Raw genomic sequence first — 18423 nt, forward strand, 5'->3', positions numbered from 1 at the left:
ATCAATGTTATCCCGTTGGCAGCGGATGATAGTTGTAAGGAACAGAAAAGTAAAGCGGGTAGACGGTGTACTGGAAAAAATTCAAGGCTTAGTTCGAACCTCATTGGATTTGGGCTAAAATAGTCAGTGATATTTTCTTGAATGGCGCAAGGCTCAGGAATTTATCCGTCAGAATATAACTATTAACCTCTATAACTTATTAAGACTGAATATATTATGAAATTAAATAAGCTACTGTGTTCTGCTGCTATTGTCTGCTTCCTTTTTATTAGTGCAATACCTTATAGCTATGCAAGTTGTCAAAAGTCATACGTGATTGGAGTTGCAGAAGATGCCATGTCCGTTGTTGAGAATATGTATGATGAGCATGAATACGCGGCCAATCTCGCTAAAAATGCAAACTTACCCAAGTTGAACGATCTGTCGGATCAGCAGCGTGCCAACGTTATTATGAGAATTCAATCTTCAGACATAAGTGTAGCTAAGACGTTGACAGAACACGTACAACAGATTTCACGTTTTATTCAAAAGTTGGATTCAGCAATTGACGATATTGATGATGCAATGGAAGATACCGAACGATACGGCTCAAAGTTTTCAAGGTTGAAGAGCGAATGTCCGCAGCAAGCAGAGGTACTCTTCAGAGGTGAGATCCTTATCCGTGACTCAGTTGGTGAGATCTACGATGGGAGTGAACGTCTTAAAAAATATCGTAGCTATGTATACCAGGAACTGATGAAATACAAATCGCTATTCGATACTGCCGGCGTCGATTTTCAGTCTGTAAAAAACGGGCAGTGGCTCCGCAGTATGCAGCCGTGAGTGTAGTTTTGGTTAGATAATTGGTGCTGATAATGATGCTTTATTCCTGTCAGGCACGCCTGTTTTTCCCGGTAAGGGGCTAATCGCTTTTAACAGGATGAATTAGAATGCTTTTACAGTGTAAATACTCGGAGAAATAGCCGGAGTATTTAATACAAAACGAGCATGGCGTTTTAAATAGTGAACCTTTTGGAAGGAACAAGGACATGGCATCTGTATTTTATGACCAGATCAAACAGCAGTTGGAAGACATTAAAGCTGAAGGTCTGTATAAATCTGAGCGAGTGATTACTTCGGCACAAAAAGCTGCGGTTTCTGTCTCAACCGGGCAGGAAGTACTGAACTTTTGTGCGAATAACTACCTTGGGTTGGCAAATCATCCGGCTTTAATTGAAGCGGCAAAAGCGGGTATGGATGAGCATGGTTTCGGTATGGCTTCTGTGCGTTTTATCTGTGGTACTCAGGATGCCCATAAGGAGTTGGAACAGAAGTTATCAGCTTTTCTCGGCATGGAAGATACTATACTTTATTCTTCCTGTTTTGATGCCAATACCGGCCTTTTTGAAACAATCTTAGATAAAGAAGATGCCATTATTTCCGATGCACTGAACCATGCTTCGATCATTGACGGTGTCCGTTTATGTAAAGCAATGCGTTTTCGTTATGCCAATAATAATATGCAGGAGCTGGAACAGCAGTTAATCGCCGCAGGTGAAGCGGGTGCCCGGAATAAGCTGATTGTAACGGATGGTGTTTTTTCTATGGATGGGGTGGTAGCCAACCTTCCTGCTATCTGTGATTTGGCGGATAAATACGATGCTCTGGTTATGGTGGATGATTCCCATGCCGTTGGGTTTATGGGAGATAACGGACGCGGAACGCATGAATATCATGATGTAATGAAGCGTATCGACATTATTACCGGTACGCTGGGTAAAGCCATGGGAGGCGCTTCCGGTGGCTATACTGCCGGTAAAAAGGAAGTGATCGATTGGCTGCGTCAGCGTTCTCGTCCTTATCTGTTTTCTAATTCGGTTGCACCGGCTATTGTCGCAGCATCTATCCGGGTTATTGATCTATTGGTAGAAAGTGCTCAGCTGCGTGAGCAGTTGTGGAATAATGCTGCTCACTTCCGTTCCCGTATGCAGTCTGCCGGATTTACGCTGGCAGGTGCCGATCATGCTATTATTCCAATTATGCTGGGTGACGCGAAAGTAGCGACTGAGTTTGCAGAACGAGCTTTGGAAAAAGGTATCTATGTTATTGGTTTCTCGTTCCCGGTCGTACCCAAAGGTCAGGCTCGTATACGTACGCAGATGTCGGCTGCTCACAGCTCTGAACAATTGGATAAGGCGATTGATGTCTTTATTGAAATTGGTCAGGAAATGGGAATTATCTGATGAAAGTGAAGGCACTGGCAAAACTTAAAGCAGAACCGGGGATCTGGATGACCGAGGTAGAGAAGCCGGAAGTCGGTCATAATGATATTCTGATCCGGATAAAGAAAACCGCGATTTGCGGTACGGATATCCATATCTATAACTGGGATAACTGGGCACAGAATACAATCCCTGTGCCAATGGTTGTTGGCCATGAATACGTTGGTGAAGTGGTCGGCATTGGGCAGGAAGTTCGTGGTTTCAGTATTGGTGACCGTGTATCCGGAGAAGGACATATCACTTGTGGACATTGCCGTAACTGCCGTGGGGGGCGTACTCATTTATGCCGTAACACTGTCGGTGTCGGTGTAAATCGTACCGGGGCTTTCTGTGAGTATCTGGTGATCCCAGCTTATAACGCATTTAAGATCCCGGATGAGATTTCTGATGATCTGGCTTCTATTTTCGACCCGTTTGGCAATGCTGTTCACACGGCACTTTCGTTTGATCTGGTCGGGGAAGATGTCTTGATCACCGGAGCCGGTCCTATTGGGATCATGGCAGCCGCAGTTGCTAAACACGTTGGAGCCCGGCATGTCGTCATCACCGATGTGAATGAATACCGCCTTGATCTGGCTCGCAAAATGGGCGTAACCCGAGCGGTGAATGTAGCGGAACAGTCTGTAGAGCAAGTGATGGCCGAACTGAAGATGACGGAAGGTTTCGATGTCGGCATGGAAATGTCCGGTGTTCCTTCTGCATTTAACAGTATGCTGAAAGCGATGAACCACGGAGGCCGTATTGCTCTGTTGGGCATTCCGCCAACAGATATGGGTATTGACTGGAATCAGGTTATCTTTAAGGGGCTGGTTATCAAAGGGATTTATGGCCGTGAAATGTTTGAAACTTGGTATAAAATGGCAAGTTTGATTCAGTCAGGTTTGGATCTGACCCCAATTATCACTCATCACTACAAAATTGATGACTTCCAGAAAGGCTTTGAGACCATGCGTAGCGGGGCTTCCGGGAAAGTTATCCTTGATTGGGAATAAGTGAATATTGAATTTGAAGTGCTCCGGTTGGAGCGCTTTTTGTGTCTCTTTTGTAAAAGAAATGGCCTCATTGATCCGAGGCCATTTCTTTTAGTTGTTTGGTTGACCACCAAGACAGATTAATTCATTGGCCTCTTCTTTGCTTAGATCACTTAGCAATACGTCTAAAGTTAGTTCAGTACGTCTTTTAGCTGAGCCAAATTTATCCAATCCACCACACATTACAGTGTCAATTTTTACAAGAGCGATAGTCTGACCGTTGTCTTTGATAGTAATATTCAGATATCGCATATAGCTAGCCATGTCCCACCACCAACTTGCTGAATAGGTTAGTTTAGGCGTTTCGCTATTTTTATCATTTGATTGGGAAATATCTAAAACTTGATATTGAAAGCCGTATTCATCCAATTTGGCTGTAATGATTTGCTTAATTGAATCCTTAGTTTGACCATCATCAATTATTAATATTTGTTTATTTTCGACACTTTTTGTGTCTAGTTTTTGTAATTCAACAATAGCATTATTTGCACAACCAGCAAGTAGCAAAGTTGTTAGCATGGTAGTGTATTTTTTGAACATATTAAGTGGTTCCATGATAGCGTTAATTTCTGAATGCTACCATGAACATAGTTATATATAAACTAATAGTATGATGTACATAAGAAGTTGATAATGATAAAAGCATCAACTTTGAATCAATTAGAGACATACTAATCAAAGCGAGTAATAATTTCTATATTTTATTGATTTTAAAGGTGAGCTGAGAGAATTTCTGTTTATAATTTAAGCGATTCATTTGTATAGTTTCTGGCTTTCAATTAAGCTGAAAGAGAACTGATAGATCAAGAAAAGGAGCGTTATATGCAAAAACTAGCCACGCTAGGAATATTGACGGTTTTTCTGGCTGCTTGCTCTTCCGATATCCAGACTCAGAACGATAATTATCTTGATGCTTCTTTCGAGCTTTGTAATACCGAAGTAAAGACTTATTCGGTTAGTGATAATGGCCGTGTGCGTATTATTTGTGCTGATGGTTCTAAGTTTACCATGAATAGTGAAGAGACGCTGGAAGTGATGCGGGATATCAATATCGATTACTGTACGGGAGAAGGATTGGCTAAGTTTAATGAAAGCCGTCGCTATTATTCATTTCAGTGTAAGTCAGGTACTTACCTGAGTATTAATAAAGAAGAGTACAAGTAAGTTGTACTTTAAGCCACACGACCAATAAAAGTCGTGTGGCTGCTTGGGGGGGCTCAGAGTCGGAATTTACCAACTTCCTGCTGAAGTGTTTGTGCCAGTTCAGACAGTTTATGTGCTTTTTGTGTCGCGACGGTTGACTCATCTGATAGTGACTGGGAAACCTCCCGAATGCCTTCTGTATTACGGTTGATCTCTGATGTTACCAGCGTTTGTTCTTCTGCTGCGGTGGCGATCTGTGTTGCCATATCGGAAATCTTCGCAATTGCATGAGAAATTTGCTCAAGACTGGTATAAGCGGCCTCAGCATCATCTACACTGGTATTTGCCATGGTATGGCTGGTTGCCATTGAGGCGACCGCTTTTGCGGTTGTCTGTTGCAGCGTTTCAATCATAGACTGAATTTCTTCGGTTGAGTCATGGGTCCGTTTTGACAGTCCCCTAACTTCATCCGCAACAACAGCAAATCCACGGCCATGTTCACCGGCTCTAGCGGCTTCTATTGCTGCATTCAGTGCCAGCAGGTTGGTTTGTTCAGCAATCTCCCGGATTGTTAACAGAATCGTATTGATTTGTTTGGCATGGTTGTTGAGCTCCCCGATGATATTGCTGGCATTATTCACTTCGTCTGCCAGATTACGAATTGACTGCTGACTTTGGGTAACTTGCCCCAGCCCTTCAGTGACTAATCCCACGGTATTTTCAGAGGTATTGGCGGTCAGCTCTGCATTGCTTGCAATATCTTCTGTTGCGGTCGCCATTTCAGTGACAGCGGTTGCCACCATGGTGACTTCATCCTGTTGTCTGGCAATATTCTGGTTATTTTGTTCTGATGACTGGCGGGTATCCTGAGCCTGAGAGGCCAGTTGTGCGGAGACATCATTCATTTTTACAACCATATCGTGCAGGCGCTCTACAAACTGGTTGAACCCGGATGCGAGACGGCCAAGCTCATCATGCTCGTGCTTGGTCTGAATACGGACAGTGAGGTCTCCGTCTCCATGTGAAATATCCTGCAGTGCATCTGCCACTTTTTCTAAATCCTGGAACTGAATTCGGAATATCACCCACAGAACTGCTGCAGAGAGGATCATGATCATCAGACCAATTCCCAGCATCAGCCAGGCCAGATCGGAGGCCGGCTGCATGATAATATCTTTATCCATTACGTAGATTAAGTTCCAGTCTGTATCTGGCAGACTGTTAACATAGAATAAAGAATCGTGCCCCTGATAAACTCGCTCTTCTATCTGTCCGGATTGAGTCAGGGTCTGCTGCCAGCGGCTGGTAAAAGCACTGTCCAGTTCGGTGAGCTCTTTGCCGTTATAGTTGTCATCCGGATGGCTGATAATGACACCGGTTTTCTGTGCCAGAATTGTATAGCCGTTGCCCGGCAGTTTGAGTTCTCGCACTGCTTTGGTCAGACCGTCAATTGCCAGGTTAGCTGCAGCGACACCTTTCATTTCACTTCCCTGAAACACCGGTTCAGCGATAGTAATCACTAATGTTTTCATGGTAGTACTGACATACGGCTCGGTGACAAACATGGATTGGTTGCTTTTTACGCCTTTGTACCAGGGACGTACGCGGGGATCGTAGCCGGCCTTATTTAATTTAGGATCCTGGCGGTGCATATTTCCCTGCTCGTCACCGTAGTAGGTCAGGCCAAATGCCATTGCATTATGGGTCAGTAAAAGATAGGGAACTGGGGGCTCGTCAAGGTGCCTCTCTAGTGTGCGGGCAAGGCTTTTAATCGCACTTTTTCTGTCGGCTATCCATTGTCCTTTGTCGTTGGCAAAGGTATTGGATAATTCCTGCACCTCTTTTTGGGTATTGGCAAATTCATTCGAGCGGATCATGTAGGATGATAGTGCTACCATCATTATGGCCGTGATCAGGACAGAAAATAGTCCGGCGATCAGTAAGCGTATCTTTAATGTCGTTTTCATATGAAAAGACTCCACTGAAAAGTTTATCCTGCATCTTTAGGTCATTCAGGTACAAGTGTAGGCAGTTATCAATAATAGTAGCTTGATTCGTCCGGCATTTTTGAGTATTTCCCTCACGGGGGATGATTTGTTTTCCAAAAGCAATTTGTCGCTCTGTAAGTTGGAAGTGCTATACTTCCTTCCTTTTATCGTTTCATATCAGTTAAGGAGCTTTTATGTTTTCTGTTTCCGGTTTATTTCGGCGGGCAGTTTTAGGGTTGGGGTTACTGGCTACTGCGGCAATGGCATCAGATCTTGATTCATTTAATGGTCAGTCTGGTTCGCTTAATATTGCTGGTGGTACGGCGCATATTCCTGTTATGCAAAAGGCGGCTAAAGTCATTATGCAGGCAAACAGTGATATTCGTATTACCATCGCAGGTGGCGGCTCTGGTGTCGGAGCTAAGCAGGTGGCTAAGGGGTTGGTTGATATCGGTAATACAGGCCGTGCCCTGAAGCCTTCCGAGGCGGAAGGTCTGGTGAGTTTTCCTTTTGCTATCGACGGGGTTGCAGTGATTATCAACCCAGAGAACCCGGTTGATGCGCTGACAAAACAACAGGTGATCGACATCTACAGCGGCAATATTGTTAACTGGAAGGCTTTGGGGGGTGAAGATCGTCCAATTAATATTTTCACCCGTGATGAAGCCAGTGGTACACGAGCAGTATTTATGAGCAAGCTGCTGGACAATAACGTTATCGTAAACAGTGCCAATGTTGTGCCTTCGAATGGTGCGATGAAAACAGCAGTCAGCCGGGATCCGGGAGCGCTGGGTTACAGTAGTGTCGGTTATATTGATTCCATGATAAAGGCACCGGCTCTGGATGGCGTTCAGCCTAGTAACGAAGCATGCGCATCGGGTGAATATCCGGTCGTGCGTAAGCTATATATGAATACTAAAGGTGAACCTGAAGGGCTGACCAAGGCATTTATTGATTTTATCTATTCTGGTCAGGGTGCGGAATTTATCAGTGCTTCAGGCTATATTCCTGTTGTTGCTCAGTAATTGATGCGAGAGGTTGTTAATGCAGAGCGGATAGTACTGGCGCTGGTGCTGGTCGTATTCGCTCTGATCCTTACTCTGCTGGGATTTATTCTCTGGTTTTCTTTACCGCTATTTTTTAGCGGTGATCTCGCGGTTTTTTCTTTACTGTGGCGTCCGGAGGCGGGACATTACGGCATTGTCCCCATGGTGGTGGGGTCGGCGATGATCGGTATCGGGGCATTAGTGCTTGCTTTGCCTGTCGCACTGGGTATTGTCGGTTTCTGTCTGCATGAGCGACACCAGAGTGCTGCGGTCTGGATCCGGTCTCTTATCCGTTTGATGGCTGGTATCCCGACGGTCGTTTATGGTCTGGCTGCACTTTTTTTACTGGTGCCACTGCTGCGTGAGACATTTCGCTCGGGATCCGGTTACTGTCTGCTTGCTGCGATGGTGATGGTTGTTTTATTGATTCTGCCGGTTATGGTTATGATGCTCGATAGCCATTGTCGTCCGCTGGCTGCCCGGTTAAAACTGACCGGAACCGCACTGGGATTCAGTGAAACTCAGCAGGTATTCTATCTGATTCTGCCTAATGCTCAACGGGGCTTTTTTTCTGCGGCATTACTGGGATTCAGCCGCGCCATTGGCGATACATTGTTGCCGTTAATGCTGGCCGGTAATGCACCACAACTCACCGGTAGCCTGCTTGATTCCGTACGTGCTCTGACAGCACACATTGGCCTTGTGATAGCGACTGAATATGGCAGTGATGCCTATAATTCATTATTTGCTGCAGGCTTATTACTGCTTAGTCTGAGCATCTCTACGACTCTGTTGCTAAGAAAAATAGAACGTCGTCAAAGTGATAAGAGGTGAAGATGAAGATACGATTATTCTACCTCTGGTGCCTGCTCTCGGTGTTTGCTCTGATCCTGAGTGTTGGTTATGTCATCGGATTTATTTTTTACCGTGGTGTACCGGCGCTGAGTTTGTCTCTCTTTTTTGGTGATACGCCAGTGACAGACGCTGTATTTGGGCTTTCTCCGGTATGGGGGGGGATCTGGCCTGCCTGTGTGGGGAGTGTGAGTGTGGTCTCCGGAGCTCTGGGGCTGGCATTGTTACCGGGAATTGCCACCGGGATATGGCTGGCTACCAGTCAGGATTCCCGTTTCAGACGCTGGCTGACACTGGGGGTCGATATTCTGGCCGGGTTGCCTTCGGTGCTCATGGGATTATTTGGTTTTACGCTGCTTCTGTTTCTGCGAGGTACGTTATTACCTGCTGCTAATGCCAGTCTTCTTCTTTCGGCACTTTGTCTGGCTATGTTGATCCTACCTTATCTGGCGGCTGCGACTCGTACGGCACTGCTGGCATTACCGCAACAGTTAACGGTAACGGCTCTCTCACTGGGGATGACTCCGTGGCAAACATTGCGCAGGGTATTACTGCCGCAGGCTGCTCGTGGCATTGCAGGGGGGATCCTGCTTGCTACCGGGCGTGCCGCTGAGGATACCGCTGTGATTATGCTGACTGGCGCTGTAGCGAGTGCCGGTCTGCCTGCCGGACTCTTTGAGCGTTATGAAGCGCTTCCTTTTACCATTTTTTATTACAGTGCTCAGTATCAGAGTGAGAACGAACTGCAGATGGCCTTTGGCGCTGCATTGACTCTGCTCTGTATTACGGCAACGTTGTTTGCGCTGGTTGAGCGCAGCCGTTTTATTCGAGGAGATCAAGCGTGACACATTCCTCCTTACCCGATTTACTTGCGGGGCAGGTTTCCGGGCTGACGGTGAGTTTTGGTCAGCATCGGGTACTTACCGATGTCAGCGTTAAATTATACCCAAACCGGATTCATCTTTTGTGTGGTCCTTCCGGTTCTGGGAAGAGTACTTTTTTACGGGCACTGAATCGTCTTAATGACTGCTTTGGTGGCTGCCATACAGAGGGAGAGATTGCACTGCAATTGGGTGGGTGTGTTTATCAGGTTAATCGTCTTCACTCTAGTGCGCTTCCGGATCTGCGGCGACGAGTCGGAATGGTATTTCAGCATCCTCAGCTATTGCCCGGCACGGTTGCTGATAATTTGCTGTTGCCGTTAAAAGTGGTTGCCGGTCTAAGCGGAGCTGAAGCTCAGAAGAGGGTGACAGAGGCTTGCCGGCAAGCCGCGTTATGGGATGAAATTAAAGACCGAATGGATATGGCGGCATCTTCTCTCTCCGGTGGTCAGCAGCAGCGTCTCTGTCTGGCACGCACGCTTGCTCTGGAACCGGAGATTTTATTGCTGGACGAACCGACGGCTTCGCTGGACCCGGTGGCGGAAGAGCTGGTGGAGCAGTGTATTGGGCAATTGGCTCAGAAATACACTATCGTGATGGTCTCTCACTCGGAACGTCAGACAGAAAAACTGGCTGACCACATTATCCGTTTGAATCAGGGAAAGATTGAGTATTGTAAGGTCAACATGCGAGTCTGAGTTTTAATCTGTAGTGAAGGTTTATTTTCTCCGGAGTTTAAATCTTCAATAGTTTTTATAGTGCAAAACTCGACTCTGGGTTCTGATGTGCTAAAGTCCGCCTCAACCACTCTCGATGGTTACAATATTTGATTTATTCAAGTTACAAAAGTTAATTTCGTTCTTTATTAATGCTCCATAAGCCAGGTTCTCTCGGTTCCTGGCTCTTTTTTTATCCCTAGTTTCTGTCCGGTTTGTTCGCGTATTTGTCTGATATGCACTATGGTCAATAAGATGATCATAAGCATAATTATCTCGACCTATGGCTAGGGACATGACTATGAATAATCTCACCTTAAAAGAGAAGAGGTTTTCGATCCGCTTTACTGTAGGCAGTCTGTTTTTAATCGCCGCGACATTAATGAGTGTGTTTGCTATTGCTTTGCAGTATCACTTCAGTAAAGAGATGGCGATGAAGAATGCATTGTCGGAATTTTCGTCTATCTCAGAACAGGCCGGTGAATATATTGATGATATTGATACCAATGCAATCCACACAATTGAACTGCTGACGAAAGTTTTCAGTACCCGGTACGAATCGATTGATGAGGTGACCAAAAGAGATATTCTTATTCAGGCACTGAAAAATGCGCCTCTCTTCTACAGCCTGTATCTGGGCAGTGATACCAATGATTTTTATCAGATTATTAATCTGAATTCTTCCCCTGTCGTCCGGAGAAGAATTGAGGCGGGTGATAATGACCGCTGGGTGATCATCAAAATTTATGGTGATAATCAGCATCGTATCAGAGAAAACAGCTATTACACACAAGATCTGGAGCTGACGAAAAAAAACATTGAGACCAGTAACTATTTTCCGGTAGAGCGGCCATGGTTTCGTTCCGGTAATAAACTGAATACATTTAAGACACAGCCTTATTTATTTCAGCACCTGAAGATTACCGGACAAACCTATTCTAAACGAGTACCTGGTACCGATATTGTTCTGGGACTGGATTGTGTATTGTCTTCATTATTAGAGCGTTTGATTGGCCTGTCGGCTGATTTCGGGGCAGATTCCGGAACAGAAATTTTTATTTTTAATGGTGAGGGAGACATTATCTCTACCAATGTTCAGTCGCAGCAGAAAATACGGATCCCTCCTTCAAAAGCACTGACATTAAGTCAGGAACAGAAGACATTGATAAAAAATACCCGTTCATTAAAAGTGTCCAATCAGATGACCCGGACACCGTTAGATTTTGCTCTGGCCGGAGAGCCACAGGGATATGCCGTAGATGTACTCCGGTTGGTTTCTGAAATGACGGGGCTGCATTTTGAGTTTATTAATGGCTTTACTCTGCCTGAATTGGTGGAGCAGTTCGGACAGGGAGCTTTGGATATTCTGAACGCTGTTCCCGGTAGTGCCATTCGTGATTTAACCGGAATACCCAGTCAGCCGCTTTTTTCTGTTCCTGAAGTACCGATGAGCGATAAATCTGAGTCTTATTATTTGGTAATGGCAGAGGCTGATGACCCGGTTATTCGTGTGATTAATATGGCAGTAAGTAATATTTCGTCCGAGCAGTGGCAGGCTTTGAACACCCGCTGGTTGCATACTTTGAGTGTCGAATCGGGCTGGCAGGCTTCTGTACCATATCAGGAAATATCTTCTTTGACCGGACAACCGGATCAGCATAAGCAGTTGATCCTTTCAGAGGTGAATGGGCAGTCCCGCTATTTTTATGTTGAAAAGATAAATTCAAAGCTAGCGAATAATGAATTTCTTGCGGTTATTGTGCCTGCGGATTTGATCTTGGAGAAGACCATCCGGAGGATACTGAGTGCATTGATACTGACGGTTCTGGCAATGCTGGCTCTGCTGCCAGTTGCATGGTTTTTCGGTACACCGATCGTAACCCCTATACGACAACTTCGGGCCGAAACAAAAAAAGTAAAAGCCCGGCAATTCCGGCAGGTTAGCTGGGTAAACAGCCGGATAAAAGAGGTATGGGAGTTATCGGATTCTATTGTAGAGATGTCGAAAGAGATCCAAAAAAGAGAGAATGAACAGGAGCAATTTGTCGAAGCATTAATCCGTTTAATTGCACAGGCTATCGATGACAAGTCTCCTTATACTGCGGGTCATTGTAATCGGGTTCCTGAGCTGGGCATGATGCTGGCGGATGCTGCTGAACGGGCATCTTATGGTCCGTTGAAGACATTTCAGTTCAATAATGAAGATGAGAAGCGCGAGTTCCGGATTGCCGCCTGGTTGCATGATTGTGGTAAGTTGATTACTCCGGAGTATATTGTTGATAAAGGCACAAAGCTTGAGTGTATCTGTAACCGGATTAATGAAATCCGTACCCGGTTTGAGGTGTTATGGAGGGATGCAGAAATAGGGTATCTGCAGGCGGTGTATCAGCAGGGGGAGGATGATACTTCCGCGCGGCAGGTTATGGAACAGCGCAGAAAGCAGTTGCAAGATGATTTTGCTTTTATCGCTTCAGTCAATGTTGGTAGTGAATCCGTCAGTGAGGAGACGTTGGCTCGTTTGCAGCAGATATCCCTGCAGGAATGGTTCAGGAATTTTGATGATTCATTAGGTTTGTCACCGGTGGAGGAACAGAAACGTCCCCGTAGTCCATCGCCTTTACCGGCTCGCGAACAACTCTTAGCGGATAAGGCCGAGCATTATTCCGAATGGGCGCGAGAAGTTAAATATGCGCCTGAACTGGGTATCCGGATGGATGTGCCCGAATTCAGGAGTAATCATGGCGAGTTGTATAACTTGTCGGTTGGGCGGGGGACGCTAACTGATGAAGATAGATTTATCATTAATGAACATATTATCAGTACCATTAAGATGCTGGAAAGCTTGCCATTTTCCGCTGAGCTAAGTCGGGTTCCCCGCTATGCATCAACCCATCATGAGACACTGACCGGGAGTGGTTATCCGAGAAAACTCACCGGAGACCAACTTTCCGTACCGGAGAGGATTCTTGCTATCGCTGATATATTCGAAGCGCTTACCGCTGCGGATCGTCCATATAAAAAAGCCAAGCCTCTGAGTGTGGCTATTGATATTCTGTATCATATGGCACTGGATGAACATATTGATATGGATATATTCCGCCTGTTTCTGGAAAGCGGAGTTTACCTGCGCTATGCCGAAAAATATCTGCCGGATGAACAGATAGATGCAGTCGATATTGAGCAATATGTTGGAGAGAATAAAACAGGCACTCAACCTAATGTATTTACTACGGAAAAAGCATTACCGGCAGATGTTCCTGTATAAGGATTATGGCTGGCCGGAATACCGGTTAATTCTGAGTAACGGAGCCGGTAGCTTTTCTGTGACAACAAACAAATTGCGGCTTTGTGCATCGAAACCAATACCTTCGGCCTGCGCCAGTTCAGGAAGGGCTATGATTTCTGGTTTTTGGCGTAATACGCTGAGCCAGCTATCATGTTCTGAAGCCGGATAATAATAAGCATCACCATAGGTCAGTATCGCGATACCCAAGCCATCGGAACGGATATCCATCGCAGTTGGCTGAAGGGTATAACCGAATAAGTCGATAAGTCGGAAATGTTTTTTTTCTGGTTGAGGAAATGGTCGGATAACACCTTGCTTTACTGCTGTGGCCGTTGTGCTGCTACCGGGAGTGAATGGCAACATATACAAGACAGGAATGTCCTCCCGCTTACTGAGTAATAGGATTTGCTGGTGTTTTATATCTACGGCGACGGCTTCGCAGTCATGGCTGCCATCATTGTAGCGGAAAGTGACACTCCATTCCGGTTCTGCTGATATATTCGCTGGCAATGCGATATCAGACAGTTCGGGTTCCCGGATAAAGTGCAGTTGATAGCTGGAGCGGGAAGCTCCGTTATCTCCTGTATCGGCAATCAGAATATAGGTGTGTTGGTTATAAGCAAATATAGCCAGATCTTCCCAGTCCTTATTTTTAGTTCCGTTTATTGTCATCCGGACAAGCTCTTTCCCATCGGTATTCACGGCAAAGAGTACGGGCGAATTGCCACTGTCATTGTTTAGCCATAGCAACCCCGGATGTTTCCTCGACACGGCAATACCACTGGCTTCGGCGATACTCTTTGAAGTAAGGTAGCCAGAGGTCATGTTTTCAGGCAGGCTGTTATTGTCCGGCACTGGCGTAAATGAGCAGGATAACAGGGACAGCAGAACGGAAAGAAAGGAAAACTGAATCAGCTTAGAGCAACGAAACATCGGCAGAATACACCTGATCCTGAATATACCGGGTAAAGATAGTTAATGGTAAAGGTTTACTGAAATAATATCCCTGCAGATAATGGCAGCCCATACTCTGCAGTTGTCGTGCCGTATTATTATCTTCAATACCTTCAGCGACGACACTGTACTGTAGTGATTTAGCCAGATAGATAATGGAGTTAACAATAGATTGATTTAATTCACTTTGCAGCATGTCTGTCACGAATGATTGATCTATTTTTATCTGAGCCAGAGGCAGTAGTTTGAGTAACGACAATGAAGAGAAGCCGGTTCCAAAATCATCGATGCTGAATGAAAACCCACTTTGAGCCAGGCAATTCATCATTTTTCTGGCCTGCGAAATGTCGGTCATCATCGTGCTTTCTGTTATCTCGAAAAACAGCTGGCCGGGCTGTAGTATACCTTTGGCTATCGCACCTTTAAGGATGGTCAGCAGAGATGGGTTATGCATATCCTTTGCTGACAGATTGATATGCAGACAACCGGTAAACCCAGCCTTTTTTAATACCGGTAACTCAGAAATACACTGCTGAATGACCCAGCAGGTTATGTCATGAATAACAGAGCTCTGCTCTGCGACAGAAATAAACTGATCCGGCGGGATAAAACTACCGTCTTTTTGCGGCCAGCGGATTAAAACTTCTGCACCGTGAACCGAGTTACCACTGCCTTCTATTATTGGCTGATAATAAAGCTGAAACTCTTTATTTTGTACCGCATCTTTTAGCTTTGCTGCAATGGTCAGCCGTTCCTGAATGCCCTGAGTCAGTTCTTCAGAAAAAACGACAAAATCTGCTTTTTTGTGTTTAGACGCGTACATGGCAAGATTCGCCTGCTGGAGAAGTTCATTGGCATCGCTGCTGTAGAGCGGATAACTGCTGACGCCAATACCCGCTCCGGAACATAATGAATAGCCCTGAACATTAAGAGGGTGGCTTAATTGAAAGTGAATTTCGTCCACAATACTTTTCAGCTGAAAGTTATGTTTGTCTTCCCATAACAGCGCAAATTCATTTCCTCCCAGGCGGTGCAGAGTACTTTCTTTGGGCAGATGGGTGCGGAACTTATCGGAAACTGCCCGTAGAAATTCATCTCCATAATAATGGCCCATGGCATTGTTGATCTGCTTAAAATTATTCAGATCGATAATCAGCAGTGTAAAAGGGGATTTTTTCTCGATGAGTCCGGTCATGGTTTTGAGAAAGGCTCGCCGGTTACCTAGAGAAGTCAGGCCGTCGTGCAATGCGTTATATTTTTCCCGGGCAATGGATTTTTCTATCTGCCGGAGGCTTCGCTGACTGAGCTGAGTGACCATAAGAACAAAGATACTGCCGCTGAACAGAATAATGGCATGAATCAGATAATCAAGGCGGAATTCGGTTGTCGTGAAAAAGCGTATGGTTGAGATCAGGTAGACCAGAATAAAAAACAGGATAAGACTGTACAGAATCCGCCATCCTGTTTGCTGGCTTTTATCACATATTTCGCCTGTCGGACGCAGGCTGTACATCAGTATGATCAGCCCGGTAAAAGTGAGCAGGGTAGAGACATATTCCATTGCATTACCTGAATCATCACGTACAGATAAATCCGTAGGCTTACCTATAACCACATAGTATTTAGGTAGTTAATCACAGGGACTGTGGATTGTAAATCTCTTCTATCTGAGGGGATTACTTATGCTGATTAAATAACCAATCCCGGATGCCGTCAATAGAATACGCATATTGCCAGGTATAACGGTGACTTCCTCCTGTAAAAATGGTGTAATTTATCGATGCATTTTGGCTTAGCATGTCTCTGACATTTTTATCTAGTTTATTTGGGGCCGCTTCTGCGTTCCAGGTAGCTTTGGCAACAGTGGCACCATTATCAGCAAGTACTGCGGTAATCGCATCCATTCCCGGATTAGCTTTCGTATCACCTTGAGAAACGACAATCCACAATGGTTTGCCGCTAAGTGGAGTAACCTGTTTTGGATCCCACTGACAAGCAACGAGCAGTGATGCGGCAAAGAGATCGGGATATTTGATATCCATTGCAATAGAGGTCATGCCACCCATGGACTGACCCGTATTGTATAAACGATTTGCATCTATGGAGTACCGGGTCATTAAATCTTTCAGTAGATTAACGGTTACATCCATATCATCTGATGTCTTCGAATTATCATCCGCCATAATGGCGTTATATTGGGGAGCTAATACAAAACTTTCATGCAGAGCCTGATCCCGTTCAGAGGCCCAAATAACAGAACCTAACCCCTGGGTCAGTGTCTCGGTTGGGTTGTTACTCACGACTCCTGCATCGTGCATAAACAGAACTAAGGGGTAAGATTTTGCTGGGTCATAGTTCTTGGGTACAAACAGGTTATACATCAGATCTTTATTGAACTTTACGTCGTGGTATACATGTTGCTGAAAGCCTTCAGTATCTGGACTCAGGGTAATATTACTGGTTAGTACAGTACCACTTGCAGTAGCGGTTTCACCGGATGCAAGGCTGATCTCTCCAGTCTGAGTTATTGTCGCCGTTAAAATAACCGGATCTGCTGATTTATCTGAAACTTGTCCTAGTTGGGGGCCTCCGGTTCCTGGAGTTTTATTTGTTCCTGCTTCTTGTGAAGCATTTCCCTCTTTCTGAGGGCCTCCCCCCATCTGACTGCTGGTGGGATCAATGTCTGTTTTAAGCTCTATAATGACAACAGAACCTGTCGTTGATGGCTGACCGAGAATAGCTGATTGGCTGAGATACACAGACGTGATTTCTCGACCAGCTACGTTAAAGTCATTAACAGTAAGAGACTGCAATATAACATCCGCCGTGTATTCAATGGCAAGACCAGCAATTTTCTGTCCATCGCCGATTACTTTCACCAGAGCGGTAACATTCATGATGTAGGGGGTATTCGGATACTGGTATTTTCCTATTTTCAGCTTAGCACCTTCATCGCCCAAAACTGCAGCTTTACTGTACCAGTCCAAAGCAATAGAAATATCCTGTGTTACACCAAGTCCTTGTTCATATATATTTCCCAAAGCCAGTATTGCCGGGAGGCTGATGATATCCCCACGAGTAGCAGACTGTTTATATAACACTAACGCTTTGGCATAGTCCTGAACAACGCCCAGACCGTTTTCATATAATTTGCCGAGATAGTACTGACTTGTAATATCACCTTTGTCGGCTGCTTTTTGATAGTTCACCGCGGCCTTTGTATAGTTGACTTCGTCTCCCCAGCCATTTTCATATATCAGGCCGATATAGCGGGAAGCTTTCATATCCCCAGCATAGTTCGCTTTTTCCAGCCATTCACGGGCGAGGCTGTAGTCTTGTTCCACCCCTTCTCCGTACAGATACTGAATACCCAAATCTGTCATGGCTCTGGCTTCTCCCTGTAAAGCTGCTTTTTGAATATAAGCAAAACCTTTTTCCGGGTCATTCAGACCATATCTGCCGTGCCAGTATGCTTCACCTAAACGAACCATAGCATTACGATTGCCATCTATTTCTGCGAGCTTCAAATATTCTAAAGCTAGATCATCCTGACCAGCTGAATTAGCCTGCTCATACAAGGTCATGTAGTCTGCATCTGTGGATTTCACGGTATTGCATCCGGTCAGTAACAGAAGAACAGCTATGAAGCCTGAGATTGCATTACGGGTAAGGGGCATGGTCATGTCCTTATTTCGTCACCTGGAGTTGTTTCAATTTACGTTCATATTCAGCTGTTATTTCCTGAATTTTAAGGTCATATTTTTCTTTTGCTCTTAAGATCTTGGTTGTTTTACCGTCAGACTTTGCTTCAGCAAGATCATCTTCATACTCGTCAAGGGCATCATCCAGATCTTCTTTGTATTCGTCGTTCAATTCTTCCAGCTCTTCCTGATATTCTTCCTGAGCCAGTCCAGGATTCTGTGCACAACTGTCTTTAAGGTGTACCAGAGAATTTTGTAGTCCGAGAATTTTCCCTACATCACCGTATTCTTTCGCTTTTTCCAGCTCATATTCTTTTTCACAAATGTTTCGGTTACATCCGGATAATCCGGCACAACTGGACGTTGCGTGTGCCGCAAGCGTACTGCCGGATAACAGAATACTGGTTACTAAATAGGTTAGGAAATGGGGAGTGATTTTTTTTACCTTATTCATAAGCATTCTCCTGATGCATGCTCGTATAAACTGAGTATGGTTAACTGAGATAAAGTGTAATGGTTAGAGCTACTCTAATGTCAAAGTATACTTATCAACTTTACTTATAT

General features: G+C 45.0%; 15 protein-coding genes. 9 read left to right on the forward strand and 6 right to left on the reverse strand.

The genetic code is table 11. The annotated features are described in order from the left end of the window. The first annotated feature begins 216 nt into the window (after positions 1-216). The 3 genes from CSW98_RS04755 to tdh all read left to right on the forward strand — a co-directional run bounded on the left by CSW98_RS04755 (position 217) and on the right by tdh (position 3253). On the forward strand, positions 217-822 hold the full coding sequence (locus CSW98_RS04755; RefSeq protein WP_100799316.1) for a hypothetical protein: 606 nt from the start codon (positions 217-219) through the stop codon (positions 820-822). A gap of 206 nt (positions 823-1028) precedes the next feature. Further along, the gene (locus CSW98_RS04760) at positions 1029-2222 is read left to right on the forward strand and encodes a glycine C-acetyltransferase (protein WP_100799317.1); all 1194 of its coding nucleotides are present in this window, start codon (positions 1029-1031) and stop codon (positions 2220-2222) included. After that, entirely contained in the window at positions 2222-3253 is a 1032-nt protein-coding gene (tdh, locus tag CSW98_RS04765; protein WP_100799318.1) for an L-threonine 3-dehydrogenase, read from the forward strand. The genes CSW98_RS04760 and tdh overlap by 1 nt, the downstream gene beginning before the upstream one ends. Positions 3254-3343: 90 nt before the next feature. Here tdh and CSW98_RS04770 read toward each other — a convergent pair whose 3' ends face one another. After that, complete coding sequence (locus CSW98_RS04770; protein WP_100799607.1) at positions 3344-3832, reverse strand: Sbal_3080 family lipoprotein; 489 nt, start codon at positions 3830-3832, stop codon at positions 3344-3346. 282 nt (positions 3833-4114) lie between these two features. Here CSW98_RS04770 and CSW98_RS04775 point away from each other — a divergent pair, with 282 nt between their 5' ends. Further along, a complete protein-coding gene (locus tag CSW98_RS04775) occupies positions 4115-4456 on the forward strand; it encodes a hypothetical protein (protein ID WP_100799319.1) in 342 nt (113 codons plus the stop codon). Positions 4457-4509: 53 nt separating this feature from the next. Here the strand turns inward: CSW98_RS04775 and CSW98_RS04780 are convergent, their stop codons facing one another. Further along, a complete protein-coding gene (locus tag CSW98_RS04780) occupies positions 4510-6402 on the reverse strand; it encodes a methyl-accepting chemotaxis protein (protein ID WP_100799320.1) in 1893 nt (630 codons plus the stop codon). Positions 6403-6617: 215 nt separating this feature from the next. On the opposite strand from CSW98_RS04780, the gene CSW98_RS04785 reads away from it, so the two are divergent. From CSW98_RS04785 to CSW98_RS04805, 5 genes are all read left to right on the forward strand, one after another. Next, complete coding sequence (locus CSW98_RS04785; protein WP_100799321.1) at positions 6618-7448, forward strand: phosphate ABC transporter substrate-binding protein; 831 nt, start codon at positions 6618-6620, stop codon at positions 7446-7448. Positions 7449-7451: 3 nt separating this feature from the next. Next, positions 7452-8303: a PstC family ABC transporter permease gene (locus CSW98_RS04790; RefSeq protein ID WP_100799322.1), complete on the forward strand. Its 852-nt coding sequence runs from the start codon at positions 7452-7454 to the stop codon at positions 8301-8303. A gap of 2 nt (positions 8304-8305) precedes the next feature. Then, positions 8306-9166, forward strand: a complete 861-nt coding sequence (locus tag CSW98_RS04795) for an ABC transporter permease subunit (RefSeq protein ID WP_100799323.1) — start codon at positions 8306-8308, stop codon at positions 9164-9166. Then, entirely contained in the window at positions 9163-9900 is a 738-nt protein-coding gene (locus CSW98_RS04800; RefSeq protein WP_100799324.1) for a phosphate ABC transporter ATP-binding protein, read from the forward strand. Before CSW98_RS04795 ends, CSW98_RS04800 begins: the two co-directional genes overlap by 4 nt. A 319-nt stretch (positions 9901-10219) precedes the next feature. After that, entirely contained in the window at positions 10220-13183 is a 2964-nt protein-coding gene (locus tag CSW98_RS04805; protein WP_100799325.1) for an HD domain-containing phosphohydrolase, read from the forward strand. A 3-nt stretch (positions 13184-13186) separates the two neighbouring features. On the opposite strand, the gene CSW98_RS04810 is transcribed toward CSW98_RS04805, so the two are convergent. From CSW98_RS04810 to CSW98_RS04825, 4 genes are all read right to left on the reverse strand, one after another. Continuing rightward, complete coding sequence (locus CSW98_RS04810) at positions 13187-14137, reverse strand: hypothetical protein (RefSeq protein ID WP_100799326.1); 951 nt, start codon at positions 14135-14137, stop codon at positions 13187-13189. Beyond that, positions 14121-15719 (reverse strand): putative bifunctional diguanylate cyclase/phosphodiesterase, encoded by a 1599-nt coding sequence (locus tag CSW98_RS04815; RefSeq protein WP_100799327.1) that lies wholly within the window; start codon positions 15717-15719, stop codon positions 14121-14123. Before CSW98_RS04815 ends, CSW98_RS04810 begins: the two co-directional genes overlap by 17 nt. 115 nt (positions 15720-15834) lie before the next feature. After that, positions 15835-17841: an alpha/beta hydrolase-fold protein gene (locus CSW98_RS04820; protein ID WP_100799328.1), complete on the reverse strand. Its 2007-nt coding sequence runs from the start codon at positions 17839-17841 to the stop codon at positions 15835-15837. Between the two features lie 4 nt (positions 17842-17845). Further along, the gene (locus tag CSW98_RS04825; RefSeq protein WP_157810331.1) at positions 17846-18313 is read right to left on the reverse strand and encodes a DUF1090 family protein; all 468 of its coding nucleotides are present in this window, start codon (positions 18311-18313) and stop codon (positions 17846-17848) included. Between the last annotated feature and the right edge of the window lie 110 nt (positions 18314-18423).

Origin of the sequence: Vibrio sp. HA2012 (assembly GCF_002812955.1) — a bacterium.
GTDB lineage: Bacteria > Pseudomonadota > Gammaproteobacteria > Enterobacterales > Vibrionaceae > Vibrio.

Coding starts and splice junctions, on each gene's coding strand:
- CSW98_RS04755 (WP_100799316.1), top strand. CDS start 217: ATGAAATTAAATAAGCTACTGTGTTCTGCTGCTATTGTCTGCTTCCTT.
- CSW98_RS04760 (WP_100799317.1), top strand. CDS start 1,029: ATGGCATCTGTATTTTATGACCAGATCAAACAGCAGTTGGAAGACATT.
- tdh (WP_100799318.1), top strand. CDS start 2,222: ATGAAAGTGAAGGCACTGGCAAAACTTAAAGCAGAACCGGGGATCTGG.
- CSW98_RS04770 (WP_100799607.1), bottom strand. CDS start 3,832: ATGTTCAAAAAATACACTACCATGCTAACAACTTTGCTACTTGCTGGT.
- CSW98_RS04775 (WP_100799319.1), top strand. CDS start 4,115: ATGCAAAAACTAGCCACGCTAGGAATATTGACGGTTTTTCTGGCTGCT.
- CSW98_RS04780 (WP_100799320.1), bottom strand. CDS start 6,402: ATGAAAACGACATTAAAGATACGCTTACTGATCGCCGGACTATTTTCT.
- CSW98_RS04785 (WP_100799321.1), top strand. CDS start 6,618: ATGTTTTCTGTTTCCGGTTTATTTCGGCGGGCAGTTTTAGGGTTGGGG.
- CSW98_RS04790 (WP_100799322.1), top strand. CDS start 7,452: ATGCGAGAGGTTGTTAATGCAGAGCGGATAGTACTGGCGCTGGTGCTG.
- CSW98_RS04795 (WP_100799323.1), top strand. CDS start 8,306: ATGAAGATACGATTATTCTACCTCTGGTGCCTGCTCTCGGTGTTTGCT.
- CSW98_RS04805 (WP_100799325.1), top strand. CDS start 10,220: ATGAATAATCTCACCTTAAAAGAGAAGAGGTTTTCGATCCGCTTTACT.
- CSW98_RS04810 (WP_100799326.1), bottom strand. CDS start 14,137: ATGTTTCGTTGCTCTAAGCTGATTCAGTTTTCCTTTCTTTCCGTTCTG.
- CSW98_RS04815 (WP_100799327.1), bottom strand. CDS start 15,719: ATGGAATATGTCTCTACCCTGCTCACTTTTACCGGGCTGATCATACTG.
- CSW98_RS04820 (WP_100799328.1), bottom strand. CDS start 17,841: ATGACCATGCCCCTTACCCGTAATGCAATCTCAGGCTTCATAGCTGTT.
- CSW98_RS04825 (WP_157810331.1), bottom strand. CDS start 18,313: ATGAATAAGGTAAAAAAAATCACTCCCCATTTCCTAACCTATTTAGTA.